At 48.3% G+C, this 20360-nt stretch carries 13 protein-coding genes and 1 tRNA gene; 9 read left to right on the top strand and 5 right to left on the bottom strand.

Features of this window, described 5'->3' with window-relative positions:
- Positions 1-138 precede the first annotated feature (138 nt).
- Complete coding sequence (locus tag C7Y71_RS10165) at positions 139-366, bottom strand: hypothetical protein (protein ID WP_146739340.1); 228 nt, start codon at positions 364-366, stop codon at positions 139-141.
- Positions 367-721: 355 nt separating this feature from the next.
- Here C7Y71_RS10165 and C7Y71_RS10160 point away from each other — a divergent pair, with 355 nt between their 5' ends.
- The 6 genes from C7Y71_RS10160 to C7Y71_RS12130 all read left to right on the top strand — a co-directional run bounded on the left by C7Y71_RS10160 (position 722) and on the right by C7Y71_RS12130 (position 5617).
- Positions 722-1366, top strand: a complete 645-nt coding sequence (locus tag C7Y71_RS10160; protein ID WP_111897589.1) for a hypothetical protein — start codon at positions 722-724, stop codon at positions 1364-1366.
- Between the two features lie 115 nt (positions 1367-1481).
- On the top strand, positions 1482-1970 hold the full coding sequence (locus C7Y71_RS10155; RefSeq protein ID WP_146739339.1) for a hypothetical protein: 489 nt from the start codon (positions 1482-1484) through the stop codon (positions 1968-1970).
- A 154-nt stretch (positions 1971-2124) separates the two neighbouring features.
- Positions 2125-3663, top strand: a complete 1539-nt coding sequence (locus C7Y71_RS10150) for a glycine--tRNA ligase (protein WP_111897587.1) — start codon at positions 2125-2127, stop codon at positions 3661-3663.
- A 12-nt stretch (positions 3664-3675) separates the two neighbouring features.
- On the top strand, positions 3676-4359 hold the full coding sequence (locus C7Y71_RS10145) for an FKBP-type peptidyl-prolyl cis-trans isomerase (protein ID WP_111897586.1): 684 nt from the start codon (positions 3676-3678) through the stop codon (positions 4357-4359).
- Positions 4360-4658: 299 nt separating this feature from the next.
- Positions 4659-4740 (top strand) — tRNA-Leu (locus C7Y71_RS10140).
- A gap of 745 nt (positions 4741-5485) precedes the next feature.
- On the top strand, positions 5486-5617 hold the full coding sequence (locus C7Y71_RS12130; protein WP_262883950.1) for a hypothetical protein: 132 nt from the start codon (positions 5486-5488) through the stop codon (positions 5615-5617).
- A gap of 15 nt (positions 5618-5632) precedes the next feature.
- Here C7Y71_RS12130 and fabG read toward each other — a convergent pair whose 3' ends face one another.
- Together fabG and C7Y71_RS10130 are read right to left on the bottom strand one after the other, a co-directional pair.
- On the bottom strand, positions 5633-6379 hold the full coding sequence (gene fabG / locus C7Y71_RS10135; RefSeq protein WP_111897584.1) for a 3-oxoacyl-[acyl-carrier-protein] reductase: 747 nt from the start codon (positions 6377-6379) through the stop codon (positions 5633-5635).
- 232 nt (positions 6380-6611) lie between these two features.
- Positions 6612-7220: a TetR/AcrR family transcriptional regulator gene (locus tag C7Y71_RS10130; RefSeq protein WP_111897583.1), complete on the bottom strand. Its 609-nt coding sequence runs from the start codon at positions 7218-7220 to the stop codon at positions 6612-6614.
- 191 nt (positions 7221-7411) lie between these two features.
- Here C7Y71_RS10130 and C7Y71_RS10125 point away from each other — a divergent pair, with 191 nt between their 5' ends.
- A complete protein-coding gene (locus C7Y71_RS10125) occupies positions 7412-9739 on the top strand; it encodes an NADP-dependent malic enzyme (RefSeq protein WP_111897582.1) in 2328 nt (775 codons plus the stop codon).
- A 371-nt stretch (positions 9740-10110) separates the two neighbouring features.
- Here the strand turns inward: C7Y71_RS10125 and C7Y71_RS10120 are convergent, their stop codons facing one another.
- Together C7Y71_RS10120 and C7Y71_RS10115 are read right to left on the bottom strand one after the other, a co-directional pair.
- Entirely contained in the window at positions 10111-11628 is a 1518-nt protein-coding gene (locus C7Y71_RS10120; RefSeq protein WP_111897581.1) for a DUF4301 family protein, read from the bottom strand.
- A 164-nt stretch (positions 11629-11792) separates the two neighbouring features.
- Positions 11793-13061: an MFS transporter gene (locus C7Y71_RS10115; RefSeq protein ID WP_111897580.1), complete on the bottom strand. Its 1269-nt coding sequence runs from the start codon at positions 13059-13061 to the stop codon at positions 11793-11795.
- Positions 13062-13248: 187 nt separating this feature from the next.
- On the opposite strand from C7Y71_RS10115, the gene C7Y71_RS10110 reads away from it, so the two are divergent.
- Positions 13249-15597 (top strand): ATP-dependent helicase, encoded by a 2349-nt coding sequence (locus tag C7Y71_RS10110; protein ID WP_111897579.1) that lies wholly within the window; start codon positions 13249-13251, stop codon positions 15595-15597.
- Between the two features lie 60 nt (positions 15598-15657).
- Positions 15658-20316, top strand: a complete 4659-nt coding sequence (locus C7Y71_RS10105) for a translocation/assembly module TamB domain-containing protein (RefSeq protein ID WP_111897578.1) — start codon at positions 15658-15660, stop codon at positions 20314-20316.
- Positions 20317-20360 lie beyond the last annotated feature (44 nt).

Genomic DNA, 20360 nt, shown 5'->3' with positions numbered 1-20360 from the left:
ATTTGATTGAATAAAATGTGACGAGTTAAACTATTATCAAACTATAACATATAAAGCGCGAATTTTTACTTTACTCTCGTTGAGAACATGTCTTATCAACAGTTGATAGAGCAAAACTTTTCCGCAACTTATATGACCTCATCTTTTCCGAATATTGCCACTATTTTCACGCACATAGACATAGCGGTCAGTATATACCTCTATATCTTTTCCGTTAGGCATTAGCAACAAATCCAGAATGTGGTAACCATTGAACTCTGCCACTCTGCTCCAACTGCTACTGCCATACGAGCAGCGTTGCAATTCCTTATCGTTATTTGGGTTTATCCTATATATGAATGTTCCGACTCTTACTTGTTGTGCCATGTGCATTCTATTTTTTTAATAATTTGTTGTAGGAAGTTAGATTATTCGCTTCCACTATGAATCCATCAAATAAAGTCCAAGTGGGATATGACATTACAGCATTTCGTAGATTTGTCATTGTCATAAGAGTTTTTGTGTTATTTGTTGTTTTCATTGTTTATTTTTTTATTTGTTTAATAGATTTTGTCATTTGAAGCTTACAAAATAATAACAAAAAATTCGGATATAGCTGGTTCAATTTGGTTCAATTTTGTCTATATCGGGGATTTTAGGTCCACCGAGCAGAAAAAAGTGCATTTTTTTAGTTCCTTTGCAGAAGATTTGACTGAAAGGCGAGTATATATTCCTAATTATTATGAAGAAAGAGAAATCGAGGGAACACGAAGTTAGCACAATAAAAATCAGCCCCGAAGTAGTGGCGGCCTTGCGCACAGCAGTAGAGACGGCTGTGGGCAGGTCTTTAGCCACACCGAGGGATTTTGACTGGCTGCGTTTGCAGATACACAACAGGCTGGACGCCCTGATCAGTCTTTCCACACTGAAGCGCGTGTGGGGCTATGTGGAAGCAAAGAATACACCGAGTCGCCACACGCTCAACACTTTGGCACGCCTATGCGGATACAAAGACTTGGAAGACTTTCTCGCCGCAGACGATGGCACGGACAAGCCCACCCCTTCCTCACCGCTCGCAGGGCGAACCATCAACGTGCCTACCGAACTGAGGGTGGGCGACGAAGTGGAACTATATTGGGAGCCGGGGCGCGTGTGCCACGTGAAATATAACGGCAGTCTGCATTTCGAAGTAACCTACAGCGAGAAAACGAGACTGAAACCTGGCGACACCTTCCTCGCAAGCCTGTTCGTGAAAGGCGCACCGCTATACATCGAACTTCATAAGTCAGAAAACACTTCTATCATGCCATACGTCTGTGGACAGCGAGGCGGCATCACTTTCCGCAAGGTTGAAAAGGAAACGGAAGAAGAGGAAGTGGAGAGTTGAAAGTGGATAGTTGTGAGTGTGAGAGTTGTGAGTTGAGAGTGGATATTAGTGTATTTGGTGTAATTCGTGGTTATTTTACAGAAAAGACTATCTTTGTGCAGAAATAACGACTAAGATGAAACGAATACCATTCCTGATTTTGCTTCTCTTTCTCCCCGTCTGCATCATGGCGCAACAGGCTGTGTTCGAAGACTTTATCCGCGACCGCAATTCGTTCTGCCGCGTACGCCCCGTACGTAGCAGCAACGGCAACATGCAACTCCAGTTTCAGTTCGGCGACCCCACGGTGAACATGACCTCCGAAGGACGGGAAATAGAATTCGAACTGAAGGGCGACAGCAGCATTATCCTCCGCGCTGCAGAAAATGCAGAAGTATTCACCACCAAGCGCGTGGGATGCATCATGTTCCGCCTCTACCAGGTGAAGTACGACATCACCCTGCCCGACCTGCGCCGCCTCCTCGATGCCACCATACAGCGCATCTACATAGAGACAGACACACGCGATGCCGAACTCATTCTCGGTAGCAAGGTGCTTGGCGAAGTGCTCCGCAAACAACTGCGTTCCTACTATCCCGATTTCTTTGCTAAAGGAAACTTTTAACCGAACGTCAAAATAGAGTTTTTAGAACACTCCACGAATAAAAACACTCGCGCATTTTGCCTATTGCGCGATGAGTGTTAATTTTGCACAAAATTAAAAAATTCAAGGTTTGGCAAGAGATTTGATTTGCAAAACCCATACAAAACAAAAAAACATGGCAGAAGACGTTTTCAAGAAAATAGTGTCGCATTGCAAGGAGTATGGTTTCGTATTTCCTTCGAGTGAAATATACGACGGCCTCGGCGCTGTATATGACTATGCGCAGAATGGTGTAGAACTCAAGAACAACATTAAGCAATATTGGTGGCAGTCGATGGTTTTGCTCCACGAGAACATCGTGGGCATCGACAGCGCCATCTTTATGCACCCCACCATCTGGAAAGCCTCGGGACACGTGGATGCCTTCAACGATCCACTCATCGACAACCGCGACTCGAAGAAACGTTATCGCGCCGATGTGCTTATCGAAGAGCAGATTGGCAAGTATGAGGAGAAAATCGCAAAGGAAATCACTAAGGCACGCAAGCGTTTTGGTGAAGCCTTTGATGAAGCCCAATTCCGCGCCACAAATCCTCGTGTACTCGACAACCAGAAGAAACGCGACGACCTGCATCAGCGCTTCAGCGATGCCATGAATGCTAACGACCTTGAAGGCCTCAAGCAAATCATTCTCGATGAGGGCATTGTTTGCCCCATTAGCGGCACACGCAACTGGACCGATGTACGCCAGTTTAACCTCATGTTCAAAACTGAAGTAGGTTCCACAGCCGAAGGTGCTTCAACCATATATCTTCGTCCAGAAACAGCGCAAGGCATCTTCGTGAACTATCTCAATGTGCAAAAGACTGGGCGCATGAAGATTCCTTTCGGTATTGCACAAATTGGCAAGGCTTTCCGCAATGAAATTGTGGCACGCCAGTTCATCTTCCGCATGCGCGAATTTGAACAGATGGAGATGCAGTTCTTCGTTAAGCCGGGCACAGAGATAGAATGGTTCAACAAATGGAAGGAAATGCGCATGAAGTGGCACCAGGCACTCGGATTCGGTGCTGAAAACTATCGTTTCCATGACCACGAGAAACTGGCGCACTATGCCAATGCAGCCTGCGACATTGAGTTTAAGATGCCATTCGGATTCAAGGAAGTGGAAGGCATACACAGCCGCACAGACTTCGACCTCAAGCAGCACGAGACATACTCCGGACGAAGCATCAAGTACTTCGACCCCGAAACAAACGAAAGTTACACGCCGTACGACATTGAAACAAGTATAGGCGTGGACCGCATGTTCCTCTCCGTGATGTGTCATTCCTACATGGAAGAGCAACTCGAAAACGGCGAGACGCGCACCGTGCTGAAACTGCCTGCAGCCCTCGCTCCTACAAAACTCGCCATTCTGCCACTCGTGCGCAAAGATGGTCTGCCCGAAAAGGCTCGCGAAATACTCGATGACCTCAAGTTCCACTTCAACTGCAAATACGAAGAAAAGGACACCATCGGCAAGCGCTACCGCCGTCAGGACGCAGTGGGCACTCCCTATTGCATCACAGTGGATCACGACACACTCAAGGACGATACAGTTACACTGCGCAACCGCGACACGATGGAGCAACAACGTGTGAAAATTAGCGAACTTCGCGAACTCATCGAGGACAAGGTAAGCATTACATCATTGCTCAAAAAATTAGTTTAAGACAGAAAAACGATGACTACAACCACATCCGCCTGGCTGCGCAATTTAGGGAGAGTACTTTTGGTTATCCTGCTCGCTTCGCCACTGTTGACTTCGTGCGAAGAAACCAACGAGGACGTTGTCGATGAATACAGTAACTGGACTGCCCGCAACGACTCGGCTTTCGCATCTCGCCTGCAGCAGGCAAAACAAGCCATCAAGAACGCACAGGCGAACTATGGCACCGACTGGGAAGACCATTGCAACTGGCGCATACTCAGAAACTATACAATACCTACAGACGGCACATTCAACACTTCGGACAGCATACCTGTTGAAATCATAGCCAAAGGCACGGGAACTGTTGTTCCACTTTATAGTGATAGCGTGCGTGCGAACTATGTTGGCAGACTCATTCCTACAAGTGGTCATCCTAATGGTTATCTTTTCGCCAACACAGGCACCAGTGTTAACGAAGACGAAACTTTCAGCGACAAACTCTGCACACCTGCTCTCTTGCTTGTGAGTAACAACGTACAGGGTTTTGCCACAGCCCTTCAACACATGCACATCGGCGACCTCTGGCGCATCTACATACATCCCGAACTGGGATACGGCGAAAGCGCCACAAATTCCATACCCAAGCACTCCATGCTCACCTTTACCATACAACTCAAGGGTATCTACAGAAAGGGACAAATCGCAGGCGACTGGTAACGACTGGTAAGGCAAAGAAAAATTGCAAACTCAACTTTACGGAGTTATCGCTACGCTCGGAGTTAACAGAGGTAACGAAGTTATCGACGATACCACCATGCGGGATATAAATGGCCCTCTGTTGGACAAAACATACGTCGTTAACTTCTTTAACTTCGCTAACTTCGTTAACTTCTAACAAGTGGAACTTGCAAAACATGAATTGAAAATAACTTGCAACCTTGCAAGCCACACCGCGTAAGTTTATTTCCACTTTTGCGTATTATTCCAACTAAAAGTCGTATCTTCGCGCCGCAAAAGCGCCTGTGGCGAAATTGGTATACGCGCCAGACTTAGGATCTGGTGAAGCAATTCGTGCAGGTTCGAGTCCTGTCAGGCGCACAACAAGATTTTGCCAAAAGTTTGATAATCAGTCTTATTATCTCACTTTTGGCATTTTTTATGCCATTTTTGGCGACCTTTCACCCGCTTTACAGACATTTATCATCAATACAAATATCGAGTGTTCACAGTGTTCATGGCGTTCATGGCGTTCATGGTGTTCATGGCGTTCACAGCGTTCACGGTGTTCATGCGTTCACGGTGTTCACACTCCTCAAGCGTGAACGCGTGAACACTTGAACTTTACGACCACTTAACAAACTAAATATCAAGCATTTATCATAAACCAGGATGCGTTCACGGTGTTACGATGTTCATGATGTTCAAATGTTCACGGCATTCAAGTGTACATGTTCTCATAATGTGAACACCTGAACATTTTGGAATTTCTTTTGAAATATCAATTTACTCAACAACCATAAGTGATAATATATCAAGTTATCAAGAATTTGAAAATTTGAGAATTATTATTTCCCGTTCAACCTAATTCCTCCAGCGACACCTTTTCAGATAATCGGAAGTGAAATAAATTCTATAATTCTCCAATTCTTGAAAAATAACATTCTGATATTTAATGGTAATTCATGTTATTATATAATTATAATTATATATAATATATATTATCGGACAAATAGCGTGAATACCTATTTATTTACATAGACACCTGATATTCAGTTTGTTACCTGATAATTTAAGCGAAAGTGTTCACGCGTTCACGCTTGAGGAGTGTGAACACCGTGAACGCATGAACACCGTGAACGCTGTGAACGCCATGAACGCCATGAACACCGTGAACACTGTGAACACTGTGAACACTGTGAACACTAAAAAAGGCACCGTCTGTGCGATGCCTTTCAATCTTGATGTATCTTTTTGATACTTCCTGTGCGTTTTACATATTCATACCGCCATCTACCTGGATGACCTGTCCGCTAACGTAACTTGATAGTTCGCTGGCGAGGAAGGTTGCCACATTGGCGATGTCTTCCACCTGTCCGCCTCGGCGGAGAGGAATCTTCTGCACCCATTCTTTGCGTACTTCATCGGGCAGGGATGCTGTCATGGCTGTTTCGATGAATCCCGGTGCTATCGCATTAGCACGGATGCCGCGACTACCCATTTCCTGCGCCACACTCTTGGCGAGTGCGATGAGACCTGCCTTTGATGCGGCATAGTTGCTTTGACCTGCATTACCGTGAACACCTACCACACTTGCCATGTTGATGATGGAGCCACTGCGTTGGCGCATCATGATGGGTGTGCACGCATGGATGAAGTTGAACGCCGACTTAAGATTGACTGCTATTACAGCATCCCACTGCTGTTCGGTCATGCGCATCATGAGTCCGTCCTTCGTGATACCTGCATTGTTGACGAGAATGTCGATTGAGCCGAACTCTTCCTTGACTGTGTTTACTACTTCTTCGGTTTGAGCGAAGTCGGCTGCATTCGATGCATATCCGATGCACTTCACGCCCTTGGCTGCTATTTCTGCTTCCGTGGCTTTACCATTCTCATCGATAACGAGGTCGGTGAATGCTATGTTTGCGCCTTCTTCGGCAAACTTCAACGCGATAGCCTTTCCGATACCGCGTGCCGCACCCGTAATGAGCGCGGTCTTACCTGTTAGTAATCCCATTTTCTTTCTTATTGTTTGTTTTTATGTTTTTATACTACTCAACTTTCTGAAGTTATCGAAGTTACTGAAGTTATCGCTTCGCTCGAAGTTAACGACATTACCTCTTTTTTTGAAGTTATCGGTCCAACACTATCGTCGTTAACTTCGCTAACTTCTTTAACTTCTTTAACTTCTTTAACTCCGCAATATTCGCTCACTTTTTTACTTCAAGCAAGTGGAAACTTGGATTATACTATTTCAGTTCCCACATTTCAGCAGGTTCCATACCGAGCACACGACTTATGAGTCGCATAACAATAGGTTCGGCCTGTTCTTCAGAGACTCCAGGTCCGAGACGGTCATAAATAAAGGGAACTTCAAGTCCTTTAAGGGAAAAATGGAAGATATCCGCCATCAATATGATGCTATCCACCTTGAATGTACCATTTTCCACACCTTCAGCCAGTACACGCTTGAAGATATCGCGTTCTTCACGGTCGAATGTGCGCCTCACCTTCTCCACCATCCAGATGTTACGGAAGAACTGTGCCCGGAGCGTACCATTTCGCAAGACGGTTTCCTTAATGGAATTGAGGTGTGCATAGCACAGCATGAAGAGTTTGCGCTCAGGTGCTATATTGCGGTTGGCAAGTTCGTCCATCGTTTCCGAGAGACGATCCAATTCGCACTCCACCACGGCATTATAGAGTTCTTCTTTATTACGGAAATAGGTATATAGCGTCCGTCTGCCCTTCTGTGAGGCCTGGGCAACATCATTCATCGTGGTATTGTCGAAACCTTTGCGAGCAAACATTTCCCTTGCTACATCTACCAGTTTTTGACGGGTTTTACTTACTGACATTGCACACTATTTTTTTTGTGCTGCAAAGTTACACACTTATGGGAAATTTTTAAAAAAGTTTCTGTTTTTTTTGGGTTTCATGTTCTATACATTCCACATACTGCGTTTTCTTCTTAACTAAATGCTCAAAATTTCTTAATTTTGCGTATAAATTAATTACAGCACGTTCTTTCAAAAAAAATATCAGACTTATGGTAAAGATAACTAAAGAAGCTGCATTAACGTATCATGCACAAGGTCGCCCTGGCAAGATAGAAGTAGTACCCACAAAGCCTTACCGCACTCAGACCGACCTATCGCTGGCATACAGCCCGGGTGTGGCATTCCCCTGCCTTGAGATACAGGAAAACCCGCATGAGGCATACAAATACACATCGAAGGGCAACCTTGTGGCAGTGATTTCAAACGGCACGGCAGTGTTGGGCCTTGGCGACATCGGTGCTATGAGTGGCAAGCCCGTGATGGAGGGTAAGGGGTTACTTTTCAAGATTTATGGCGGCATCGATGTGTTCGACATTGAAATCAACGAGAAAGACCCAGACAAGTTTATCGAGGTAGTGAAACGCATAGCACCCACATTCGGCGGCATCAACCTTGAGGACATCAAGGCACCTGAGTGTTTCGAGATAGAACGCAGACTGAAGGAGGAGCTCGACATTCCCGTAATGCATGACGATCAGCACGGCACCGCCATCGTCAGTGCCGCCGGTCTTCTCAATGCGCTCGACGTGGCAGGCAAGAAGATTGAGGACGTGAGAATCGTGGTCAGCGGTGCCGGTGCAGCCGCCATCAGTTGCACACGCCTCTACTGCGCTTTCGGTGCCCGCCACGAGAACATCGTGATGTGCGACTCAAAAGGCCCCATCCGTACCGACCGCCCGGGTCTTACGGAGCAGAAGCGTGAGTTTGCAACAAGCCGCACGGACGTGAACACACTGGCAGAGGCGTTGGAGGGTGCAGATGTGTTCGTTGGTCTTTCGAAGGGCAACATTCTCTCACAGGACATGGTGCGTTCTATGTCTGACCACCCCATCATCTTCGCCTTGGCTAATCCGGAACCCGAAATCACTTACGAAGACGCTATGGCAGCGCGTCCGGACGTACTGATGAGTACCGGACGCACGGACTATCCCAACCAAATCAATAACGTCATCGTCTTCCCCTACATCTTCCGCGGCGCACTCGACGTGGCATCGTCTGCCATCAACGAAGAGATGAAGATGGCTGCTGCCCGCGCCATAGCGGAACTCGCCCGCCGACCTGTGCCTGATATCGTTAATCGCACTTACGATGTGCGTAAATTTGAATATGGTCCCGACTATTTCATTCCAAAGCCCATCGATCCGCGCCTCATCACAGAGGTCAGCATGGCAGTGGCAAAAGCCGCTATGGACAGCGGTGTAGCACGTCGTCCCATCAAGGACTGGAAAGCCTACAAGCAGCAACTGCGCGAGCTCATGGGGCAAGAGACGAAGTTCACACAGAACCTGTATGACACTGCGCGCAGCGATCCCAAGCGCGTTGTCTATGCAGAGGGCACTCACACCACCATGCTTCAGGCAGCCGTGAAAGCGAAGGAAGAAGGTTTCTGCAAGCCCATCCTGCTCGGCAATGTTGATCGCATCTACAAACTGGCAAATGATCTGCAGCTAAACATGGACGGTGTGGAAGTGATTGACCTGCGCCGCGACGACCAAGCCAACCGCCGCCACCGCTATGCGCACATCCTTGCCGAGAAGAAACAGCGCGAAGGATATACCTATCAGGAAGCGAACGACAAGATGTACGAGCGCAACTACTTCGGCATGATGATGGTTGAGACAGGCGAGGCGGACGCTTTCATCACAGGTCTCTACACTAAATATAGCAACACCATCAAGGTGGCAGAGGAAGTCATCGGCATACAGCCAGAGTATAAACACTTCGGCACGATGCACATCATCAATTCAAAGAAAGGCACATTCTTCGTGGCAGACACGCTCATCAATCGCCACCCAGACCTCGAGACACTGCTCGACATTACGAAGCTCTCTGCCGACACTGTACGTTTCTTTAACCGCACTCCCGTTATGGCTATGCTCTCCTATTCCAATTTCGGTACGGACAAAGCAGGTAGTCCTACGGTGGTGCACGAAGTAGTACGGCGCATGCAGGAGGAGTTTCCCCATTTGGCTATCGATGGCGAGATGCAGCTTAACTTTGCGCTCGACAAGACTCTTCGCGACGACAAATACCCCTTCACACGCCTGAAAGGACTCGATGTGAATACGCTTATCTTCCCTTGTCTCAACTCTGCCAACTCATCATATAAGATGCTCAAGACGATGAGCGACGATGTATCGGTTATCGGCCCCATACAGATGGGACTGAACAAACCCATCCACTTCACCGACTTCGAGTCATCGGTTGATGACATTGTGAACATCACAGCAGTGGCTGTTCTCGACGCCATAGTTGAGGAACGGCGCATCTGCATCGTTCCTCAGGACAGGAGGAAGTTGAAAGTCGTTGAGAGTTGACTGATTTTTTCTATTCAGACTATACGTACTTTTCTGAATAGGAAAACCCATATATCCTAACAATTCTATATGCCCCAAAAATACAGAATAACAGTCGTTTGTATGTTCCTTGAACAATAAACGACTGTTATCTCAAACACCTAAAAATAACTCGACATAAGTTCTATGAGGCTTCGTAGCCTGACATTGAAGAGCAATGCTCAACAAGACGATGCAAAAATAGCAAATCAGAAATCTGCCTCCAAATAAAATAGATGAATTGGCAGATTTTATAGAAATATTGTTAAGATATAAAGGTATCACTACAACAAGAAGGCTACCCTGAAGATATGTTGGGATGCCTTCGTGCTGTTTATTCTGGTCAGAGCGATTTATCTATGTTCTTCGCGATAGAGGTCGTTGACTGTTTTTACGGGATTGAATGTGGTAAGTGGAACCTCCACGAACACCGTGTTCCAATCGCTCATGCTGCCATTCCAGAGTCCCGGCAGTTCGAGCGCTTTGAGTTCACGCCCGTTTTTACTCTTTGAAGAGATGAAACCCGTTGCGGGATCCACATAATCGGGAAGATTGAATGATTGCCCTTTGTAGTTCGTTGTGGCACAAACAAGATCTACCGGATTGAAGTGTGTGCCGAGGTTGAACATTTCCTTCTCTTTCGGGTCGTTCACGTTAATTTGCGAACTTTCGAGAATTTGCAGCGATGCTGATCCGTCGGGATTTACAGCGATGAACGGACCGCCTCCTGCTTCGCCCACATTGCGCACCATACCACAGACGCGCAGAGGCCGGTTGAGTTTTCCTGCGATATATTCGCGCAGTTCTGCATCTGACATTGTGGCAGTCTTTTCGTTTCGGCACATCAGTTTGTTTTCGATGAACGAAAGCATTTCGCGGTACTTATCCTCTGCCACACCACTTTCCAGTTCTTCGAGATAAGCAAAGATTTGCTTTTGCAAACTGACGAGCACACCTGCAATGAGTTTTTTATAGCGAATGGTATCCTCTTTAAGCCTGTCGGGCACCACGTTGTCAATATTCTTGATAAAGATAACATCTGCATTGATGTCGTTGAGATTGACGATGAGCGCGCCATGGCCTGCCGGACGGAAAAGAAGCGACCCGTCATCATTGCGGAAGGGTTCGTTGTCGGGCGTAACGGCTATGGTGTCGGTATAACTCTTCTGTTCTGAGAAACTGACCACATATTTCACACCATACTTTTCTTCATATTTTGGCACGATGCTGCTGACGAGGTTTTCGAAGAGTTGTTTGTGCTCCGGCGACACCGTGAAATGTATGTTCACTTTTCCATTCTGCTGGCGTGCATAGAGTGCACCTTCCACGAGGTGTTCCTCCACGGGCGTACGTGCGCCACCGCCATAACTGTGGAAATGGAGCACACCCTTTGGCAGTTGTCCGTAGTTCATGCCCTCTGCTCCGAGCAAAGCCTTTACCACTTCCTTGTATTTTCCTTCTGCAACGAGTGCATCGACATTCTTTCCATAGAGTCGTACACAGGTGGCATCAAGCGTGGGTTTGAACGCTGCCTTGCCTATATTGTCGAAGAAATACTTCTCGAAGTCTGTGGTCGGCACATCGTATGGTGCATCAACAAAGGCAAACACGTCCTTGAACATGCGGCTTGCTGCACCTGATGCCGGCACGAATTTCACGATTCTGTGGTCGCCGGCGAGATATTCATCCCATGCAGCAAGATACTCGTTTGCCTCATACTCTCCTGGGGTCAGTATGCCATTGCCTACTGATGCTGCGCTGACGAGTTTCAGGAAGGGGAAACCTGTTTTGAAGCAGTCCAACTGATGCATCACCTGCTCTTCGGTAATACCTTTTTCAGTTAATTGTTTTTTGTCTTCTTCGGTAAACATGTCCTTTATTTTTATGGGTTATGCCGCAAATTTAACAATTTATTTCCATTCTTTTCACATTTTTTTACATTTCCGCATATTTTTTTCAAGAAGTCCTATAAGAACAAAGGAGAACACCATTCTTAGTGATGTCCTCCCCCGTTTCTGAAATATGGTATTATTACTTATGCTGCTTTTTCTTTCTTTTCCCTAAAGAATAAGAGGAAGAGCACGAGCACCACGAGTGCGTATGCAGCAAAAATGAACCACGATGTTTGCCAACCTTCTACTTTAGCTAAGGCCTCGGTCTGTGTGTTAACATATTTATCCACTACTGCCTGTGCTGCAAGCGAGCCTACCGTAGCCCCAAGACCATTGGTCATCAGCATGAAAAGCCCTTGAGCAGAAGAACGAATGTCAGCATTGGTATTTTTGTCGACAAAGAGTGCGCCGCTGATATTAAAGAAGTCAAAAGCAACACCATACACGATACACGAAAGGATAAACAATGAAACTCCACTGCCCGGATTGCCCAATCCGAAGAGACCGAACCGAAGCACCCATGCCGCCATCGCAATCGCCATCACACGCTTGATGCCAAAACGTTTCATGAAGAAAGGTATGAGCAATATGCATAACGTTTCACTGATTTGCGACAATGAAATGAGCGCATTGGCATGCTTCGCTCCGAAGGTGTCGGCAAATTCGGGAATTTCAGCAAACGAACTGATAAAACCATTAGCAAAGCCGTTGGAGATTTGAAGTTGGAGTCCTAACAAGAACGAGAAAATAAAGAATAGTGCCATCCGATAGTCCTTGAACAAAGCAAAGGCTTTCAAGCCAAGCGCTTCTGCCAGACTCTTCCCTTTGTCTTTACTGGTTGGGCAAGTGGGAAGTGTCGGAGCATACAAACCCAGCAGAACACTGATAGCACCGCTTACCACAAACTGCATTGCAGTGTGTTGATAGCCCGCAAAGTCAACGGCTAACATTGTACAAATAAAGCCAACTGTTCCAAACACACGTATGGGAGGGAAAGACTTAACAGTATCAAGACCTGCTTTGGTCAAAGCCGTAAAGGCCACACTGTTAGACAATGCGAGCGTTGGCATATAGAACGCCACACTAAAAGAATAAAGCGTGAAAAGCGTCCATTTATCCATAGCATCACCTGCCTGCACGCCATATACACCGGCTGCTATCATAAGTCCTCCAGCTATTAAATGGCAGAGCCCAAGCAATTTTTCCGCGTTTATCCAACGGTCTGCAATGATACCCATAATTGCAGGCATAAAAATGGACACGATGCCTTGAATGCTGTAAAACCAACCTATGATATCGGGATTACCCGAGGCAAACAAGTAACCGCCCATCGACGTGAGATATGCACCCCAAGCGGCAAACTGCATAAAATTCATCGCCGTAAGGCGAATTTTGATGAAAGAATTGTTCATTGTTTTTTATGTGATATTGTTTACTTTAAACTTGTCAGTCAATCCCTGAAAGTAGGTGATTGGGTGTTTCGCAAAGTTGTTGTATCACACTGAAAATCATTGAAACAGACAAAAACACGCGAAAACATTAAGCAAAATTACAAATTATTTCTCTAATGTGGCGTGAAAATGTTATTTTTGCAGTGGAATGTTGGAATTAGAAAAAGAACTGAACGCAAGTCAGATCAAAGCGGTAACCTTGACCGATGCCCCATTGCTGGTGATTGCAGGTGCGGGGTCGGGCAAGACTCGTGTGCTGACATACAAGGTGGCATATCTGCTGGAAAACGGCTATAAGCCATGGGAGATATTGTCGCTCACCTTCACCAACAAAGCAGCCCGTGAGATGAATCGCCGCATAGAGCAACTCATTGGCGAGGGTCGCACGCGTCATATCTGGTCCGGCACTTTTCATTCCATCTTTGCCCGCATCTTGCGTCAGGAGGCAGCAAACATAGGCTATTCCCCCAACTTCACTATTTATGACACCACTGACAGCCAGTCAGTCATCCGGCGCATAGTGAAAGAGATGGGTCTGGACGATAAGACTTACAAGCCAGCCCGCATCCTGTCTTGCATTTCAGAAGCCAAGAGCCGATTGGTCCTGCCTGACGCCTACGCTGCCGACACTGCCATCATGCGCAGGAATGCCGCGCGCAACATCAGCGAGACGCACCGCATCTACAAGCGCTATAACGAGTTGTTGCAGCAAAGCGATGCCATGGACTTCGACGACCTGCTTCTGATGACATTTCTTCTTTTCCGCGACCACGATGACATACGACGGAAATATGCCGACCGCTTCAGGTACATCCTCGTGGATGAATATCAGGACACCAACTATGCCCAGCACCGCATAGTGATGCAACTGGCTCCCGGCGGCTGCATCTGCGTGGTAGGAGACGACGCACAGAGCATCTACAGTTTTCGCGGAGCAAACATCGGCAACATTCTCAGTTTCAGCGATCAGTTCAAGGACACTAAGATTGTGAAACTTGAGCGCAACTATCGCTCCACGAAAAACATTGTGCGCGCAGCCAACAGCATTATTGCCCACAACAAACGGCAAATCCACAAAGATGTATTCAGCGAAGAGGCTGAAGGTGAAAAGATAAAGGTTATTTCGGCTTACAGCGACAAGGAAGAAGCCATCATCGTATCTAAGTTCATAGGAAACTATCACCTGCGCGACCATACTGAACTTAACGACATTGCCATCCTCTACCGCACGAACGCCCAGAGCCGTGCCATCGAAGAAGCATTGCGCGACAAGAACATTCCCTATCGCATCTACAGCGGACTGTCGTTCTACCAGCGCAAGGAGATAAAAGACGTGATAGCCTACCTTCGTCTCATCATCAATCCTCATGATGACGAAGCGCTGCGCCGCGTCATCAACTATCCTGCAAGAGGCATCGGCAGTACCACCCTTGGCAAACTTCAGCAAGCCGCCAGCGACAATGGCTGCAGTCTTTGGGAAGCCTGCCAGCACCCCACAGAGATGGGTGCCGACCTGAACAAAGGCACATTGGGGAAACTGGGCATATTCCTGCAACTCATTGACGACTTCCGCGAAAAAGAGAAGACACTGGACATTGTAGAAGCCACGAAATACGTTGTTACAACCAGCGGCATTCAAAATGACTTGCTGACGGACGACGACTCTGAGTCGAAGCGTCAGAATGTGGACGAACTCCTTGCCTCCATTGCCCATTTTGCAGAAGAACGCAGAGAGATGTCGGGCGAAGAGTCTGCCTCACTGAGCCAATACCTGACGGAGGTGTCGCTGCTTACCGACACAGACAAGACAGATGACGGCAGTCCCAAGGTTACGCTCATGACGGTTCATGCTGCAAAGGGTCTGGAGTACGACACCATATTCATCACAGGAATGGAGGAAGGACTTTTCCCATCAGAAAGTCATTTCGCTTCATCTGCTGAACTGGAAGAAGAGCGGCGACTGTTCTACGTGGCTGTAACACGTGCCAAGAAACGCTGTATTCTCACATGGTGCAAAAACCGCTTTCGGTATGGCAAGACAGAGATATGCGACCCCAGCCCGTTTCTCGATGAGATTGATGCTTCCTGTCTGGACAAGAGTTCCAAAACGGAAGGTGCCGGAAAGAATGTCTTCATGAATTCCACCGGTTCATACGGCACGGGCTCTTTCAGCATCTTCGGCACGCGTTCTTCCAAAAGCAACAACTGGCACAGGGCAACGGGTTCTTCGTCATCAGGTGGCACTGTCCCGCCCCGCTCTACCACAGGCCTGCAACGTCTCAGAAAATCAGATGACACAGCCAGGAATGTGGACAGCATAAGCACCCCCAACGGCATCGTCAGTGTCGGCCAGCGCATCGAACACGGCCGTTTCGGCGAGGGACGGGTCAAAACCATCGAAGAAGAAGGCTCAAACTCGAAGATTACAGTAGTTTTTGACAACGTTGGCGAAAAGAAGTTGCTGATAAAGTATGCTGCATTCAGAATAATAGGATAACCCCTACAAACCACATTCCCCGACGACACAGAGACATTTAACCCTTCATTCCGACAATCCATGCACAAGTTCCTTCGAAATACCGCCCGCATAGTGCTCGCCACGATACTTGGCGCGTACTTGCTGCTGTTGCTCGCCGTGAACTATGGTCCTGTGCAGGAATGGCTGGGCAGGGAAGCCGCGAAAATGCTCTCGGAGAAAGTTGGTGCACCTGTTGAAATAGGTCGTGCGGAACTTGGTTTGTTCAATAAGGTTACGCTTCATGACGTTAAGATGCAGGACCGCGACCACCGCGACATGCTGGACGCCAAATGGATTTCGGGGAAGATAGAGATCCGTCCGCTTCTCGAAGGCAAGGTACGTCTGCGCTCCATCGGACTGCTCGACGCTAAAGTAAACCTCAGCAAGGCAGATGCCGACAGTCCGCTCAACTGTCAGTTCGTCATCGATGCCTTCAAGAAGAAAGAAGAAGGTCCGTCTGAACTTGACCTGCGCATCAATTCGCTCATCATTCGTCGCGTCAGCGTACACTACAATCAGCAAGACACTCCCCGCCAGTCGAACCGCCTCGACCCACGCCACCTCTACGTGAGCGACATAGATGCCAACCTCAGTCTCAAACGCCTCACTAATGACAGTATTCACCTGCGTGTGCGGTCGTTTTCCGCCCACGAACAAAGCGGTTTCGACATCAAGCGTCTGCGCATGGACCTTCATGCAAAAAAAGGTTATGTACATCTTGCCCGTCTGTTGCTCGAACTGCCGCAAACGCGCATAGAACAGGACGAATTTACGGCAACATTCTCGGAAAGCGACATTGCAGGTACACTGCGCCTGAACACCACGCTGAAGAACGCCATAGTCAGTACCGACGACATTGCTCCGCTCGTTCCGCGTCTGGCAAATTTGCACGAAACATTTACCATAAATACAAAATTAGGTCTCAACCCCGCTTTGCTACAACTGACCAACCTCGACCTCGCCAATGCCGGCAACACCTTTCACGTATCGGGCAATTTCGACCTTTTGCGCAAGGGGAACGGGATTGGCGGCATCAAAGCCGACGTGGGCGAGATGCGCATCAATCGTGCATTTCTTAGTAAGGCTTATACTTTTGCCACAAACGCAGAATTGCCTGTAATGGCAGCACGCCTCGGCGATGTGGCCTTCAAAGGCAAGGCAGAATGGCAGAATGGGGGTGCTACCCATGTTGCAGGCGATGCCGAAACTGCATTGGGCAACGTCAAAGCCGACGTTACATTCAACGGCAACGACATATCCGGCAAAGCCAGTACAGACCGTTTCGCCCTCGCCTCGTTGCTGGATCGTTCCGACCTGCCTGATAACCTTGCCGTCAGCATAGAAGGCAAAACCACGCTCCGCGGCAGTGCCTTCCCCCTGACAGATGCTGATGTCAACCTGTCGCAAGCCACCTTCCGCGGCCGCACATATCGCAACATCCATGTGAAGGGCAGGACTGACGGCGAACACATCGAGGCAGACATCGACTCGAAAGACCCATCGGCTGTACTGACTGCCTCGCTACAAGGCACCATCAGCGCCAACGACGTACGCGATGGCAGAATAACAGCCAACATCTCCCACCTTGCCCCCGAAGACTTTGGCATCAGCACGGGGCTGGGTGCACCAATCTTCAATCTTGAAGGTACAGCCCAGTTCAACACGCTCAATTTAGCACAAGCCAAAGCCGACCTGAACCTTTCGCGTTTCAGTGTGAAATCAGCGCGACTGAACTATGCTCTCAACAGTGTGGCACTCAGCATATCTCCTTCAGAACTGGGCCACCACCTGCTGCTTGACACCGACTTTGCCAGCGCAGACATAGACGGACCGCTCGCACCGGAAGCCTTCAAGGCATGTGTCAATCACATCATGAACACCGCCCTGCCCCAATTTGCTTCTTATTCTCCCTTTCCTCAAGCCAACAATCTTGCCACGTATGCAGGCGCCAATCCTCAGTGGAAATTCCGCATCGACTACAAGAACGACGAGGTGTTTAATGCTCTTGTGCGCCTGCCTGTGAAGTTCAGCGGTCCCATATCCGCCTACGGGCATCTGCGCAGCAACGGCAGGACAACACTCAACGTGGAAAGCGAAAAGGTGGACATCGACGGCAACAGCATAGACAATGCCAGCCTGTACCTCAACGGCGAAGGTCTGGACTACACTCTTCTTGCACAGGGTGAGAAAGCATTGGGCAGAATGCACATGAAGATGTCTGTAGAAGCACTGACACGTAATGAAGACCTCGACATCACAGTGAATTGGGCTGACATGGCAAGCAAGAAATTCCATGGTGAAATCAGCACCATTACAAGCATTGACGAAAGCAATGGCGAACAACGCATGTTCACCATGCTGCGCCCCTCGGAAGTTTTCTACAACGATTCTGTTTGGGATATAGCATCCGGCAATTTCATCTGGGATGCCCACAGTTTCGAAGTGCAGCGTTTCAAACTCAGTCACGAAGACCAGATACTCACTGTCAACGGACGTTTCTCCAAAGACTCTGAAGATGCCATCACTGCTAATCTTCAGCGCATCGACCTGGACTATGTATTCAACTTCGTACATCTGAAGCCACTTAAGTTCGACGGTATTGCTTCAGGTCAAGCCCTTATTACGTTCAAAGACGGTGCACCGGATATCCGCAGCAGTATTCACATAGAAGACTTCATGCTCAACGACGGTCTCCTTGGCGAGGCCGACATCACCGGAGGCATCAACCTGAGCAACATGGTGGTGGATCTTCATGGCATCATCAGAGACGGCAAGAACCGTTCGGAGGTTGAAGGCACTATCCCCATAGCAGACAACAGGCTCGACATAGGCATCAATGCCGACAATATGAACATACGCTTCCTTCAACGCTACATAGGCGGCATATTAAAGAACATAGAAGGTCGCGCCACAGGCTATGCCCATATTGGCGGTACGTTTAAGGACGTAGAGATTACGGGCGACCTCATAGGTTCTGCAACAGGCGAACTGCCCATCAACGGTTGTGAATATGTGATTGACAAGGTTCATGCTGTGCTTGAGCCCACAAGAATGAGTTTCTCCGATGGTGTGGCGCATAGTCCCAAGGGCGGCACTGCCACGATAGAGGGCACTGTTCTTCACGACTATCTGAGAAACTGGCGCTACACCTTTAACTTCAATGCCGACAACATGCTCATCTATGACCGCCCACGCACGTCTGACCTGCCATTTTCCGCCACGGCCTACGGCAGCGGTCTTATCAGCATAGACGGCAAACCAGGAGATCTTACTGCCAACTTCGACATGCGACCAGAGAAGAAGACCACGTTTACTTACTACATCGACTCGCCCGATGACTACAGTGCTTCTTCGAGCCTCCTCACCTTCCGCGAGACACCATCGAAGTTTGCTGCGTCGGGCACAGACAGCCTGCTTATGGCAGCACTTCATGCCAAAGAATCCACGGGCACTGCCACACACGCGAAGAATCAGAATGATATAAAACAACAGGACGAGAAGACGCTCGACATCCACATGAACATGCTCATCGACATGCAGCCCGATGTGGGTCTGCGCATCATCATGGACGAGAAATCGGGCGACGACATACTCATCTATGGGAGCAGCCCCATCAGTGCCACGTATTACAACAAAGGCAACTTCCAGATGTTCGGCACGTTCAACGTTGACCACGGCACCTACCGCATGAGCATACAGGACGTTATCCGCAAGGACTTCACTTTCGAAGAAGGCAGCAGCGTGGAATTCAACGGCAAGCCCTTCGACGGCATACTCCACCTCAATGCCGTCTATACCGTGCCATCTGCCTCACTTGGCGACCTCAATCTCGGCACAGGCGTGGGTACGGGTAATGTGCGCGCCGACTGCACACTCGCCTTCAACGGCAAGGTCAGTTCTCCGGAAGTGAAGTTCGGCCTACGTCTTCCCACTGTGAGCGACGATGTTTCACAGATGGTGAAATCGCTCATCAGCACAGACGAAGAGATGAACCGCCAGATACTCTATCTGCTTGCCGTGGGACGCTTCTATACTTACGATTATGCCAACACCACCGCTGCTGCCACACAGTCGCAATCTACCGGCGCTGTCAATTCTTTCATCTCCAACACTCTGAGCGGACAAATCAACAATGTCATTTCCAATGCCATGGGTTCGTCGAACTGGACATTCGGCACAAACGTCAGCACGGGCAACTACGGGTGGACAGATATGCAGGCGCTGGGACTGATGAGCGGCCGTCTGCTGAACAACCGTTTGCTCGTGAACGGCAACTTCGGCTACCGCTCCACACAGACCAACACAGACAACTTCGTGGGTGACTTCGACGTGCAATACCTGCTGACTAAGCGCGGCGAAATACGCCTGAAAGCCTATAACGAGACCAATGACCGCTATTTCACCAAGAACTCACTCACCACACAGGGTGTCGGCATCGTGGTACAGCGCAACTTCAACAACATTAGCGAACTATTCAGTCGCAAGACCAAGCGGAACAAGAAGAAGGACAAAACAACCAAAAAGGAAAAGGGAACGACAAAAAAAGCGGATAGACAAACGATTAAGACGAAAAGCGCAACACCAGGTGAAAAGGGTGGCCCTCAGCCAGAGAAAACGCCCAACGCACCTGCTCCCGCTGCGATGCAACCACAACCTCTGCTTCAGATACAACAGCGAGGAAAAGGTAAGAATGATTGATTGCAACTTAAATGTAGCAATTATTTATAATTATGCAATTTTTT

This window comes from Pseudoprevotella muciniphila (assembly GCF_003265305.2).
Lineage (GTDB): Bacteria > Bacteroidota > Bacteroidia > Bacteroidales > Bacteroidaceae > Alloprevotella > Alloprevotella muciniphila.
The sequence above is the reverse complement of the archived record's forward strand: the minus strand, read 5'-3'. Positions and strand labels throughout refer to the sequence as shown.

What these genes read in the sequence shown, in the direction of transcription:
- C7Y71_RS10165 (WP_146739340.1), bottom strand. Translation starts at nt 366, where the DNA reads ATGGCACAACAAGTAAGAGTCGGAACATTCATATATAGGATAAACCCA.
- C7Y71_RS10160 (WP_111897589.1), top strand. Translation starts at nt 722, where the DNA reads ATGAAGAAAGAGAAATCGAGGGAACACGAAGTTAGCACAATAAAAATC.
- C7Y71_RS10155 (WP_146739339.1), top strand. Translation starts at nt 1,482, where the DNA reads ATGAAACGAATACCATTCCTGATTTTGCTTCTCTTTCTCCCCGTCTGC.
- C7Y71_RS10150 (WP_111897587.1), top strand. Translation starts at nt 2,125, where the DNA reads ATGGCAGAAGACGTTTTCAAGAAAATAGTGTCGCATTGCAAGGAGTAT.
- C7Y71_RS10145 (WP_111897586.1), top strand. Translation starts at nt 3,676, where the DNA reads ATGACTACAACCACATCCGCCTGGCTGCGCAATTTAGGGAGAGTACTT.
- C7Y71_RS12130 (WP_262883950.1), top strand. Translation starts at nt 5,486, where the DNA reads ATGAACACCGTGAACGCTGTGAACGCCATGAACGCCATGAACACCGTG.
- fabG (WP_111897584.1), bottom strand. Translation starts at nt 6,379, where the DNA reads ATGGGATTACTAACAGGTAAGACCGCGCTCATTACGGGTGCGGCACGC.
- C7Y71_RS10130 (WP_111897583.1), bottom strand. Translation starts at nt 7,220, where the DNA reads ATGTCAGTAAGTAAAACCCGTCAAAAACTGGTAGATGTAGCAAGGGAA.
- C7Y71_RS10125 (WP_111897582.1), top strand. Translation starts at nt 7,412, where the DNA reads ATGGTAAAGATAACTAAAGAAGCTGCATTAACGTATCATGCACAAGGT.
- C7Y71_RS10120 (WP_111897581.1), bottom strand. Translation starts at nt 11,628, where the DNA reads ATGTTTACCGAAGAAGACAAAAAACAATTAACTGAAAAAGGTATTACC.
- C7Y71_RS10115 (WP_111897580.1), bottom strand. Translation starts at nt 13,061, where the DNA reads ATGAACAATTCTTTCATCAAAATTCGCCTTACGGCGATGAATTTTATG.
- C7Y71_RS10110 (WP_111897579.1), top strand. Translation starts at nt 13,249, where the DNA reads ATGTTGGAATTAGAAAAAGAACTGAACGCAAGTCAGATCAAAGCGGTA.
- C7Y71_RS10105 (WP_111897578.1), top strand. Translation starts at nt 15,658, where the DNA reads ATGCACAAGTTCCTTCGAAATACCGCCCGCATAGTGCTCGCCACGATA.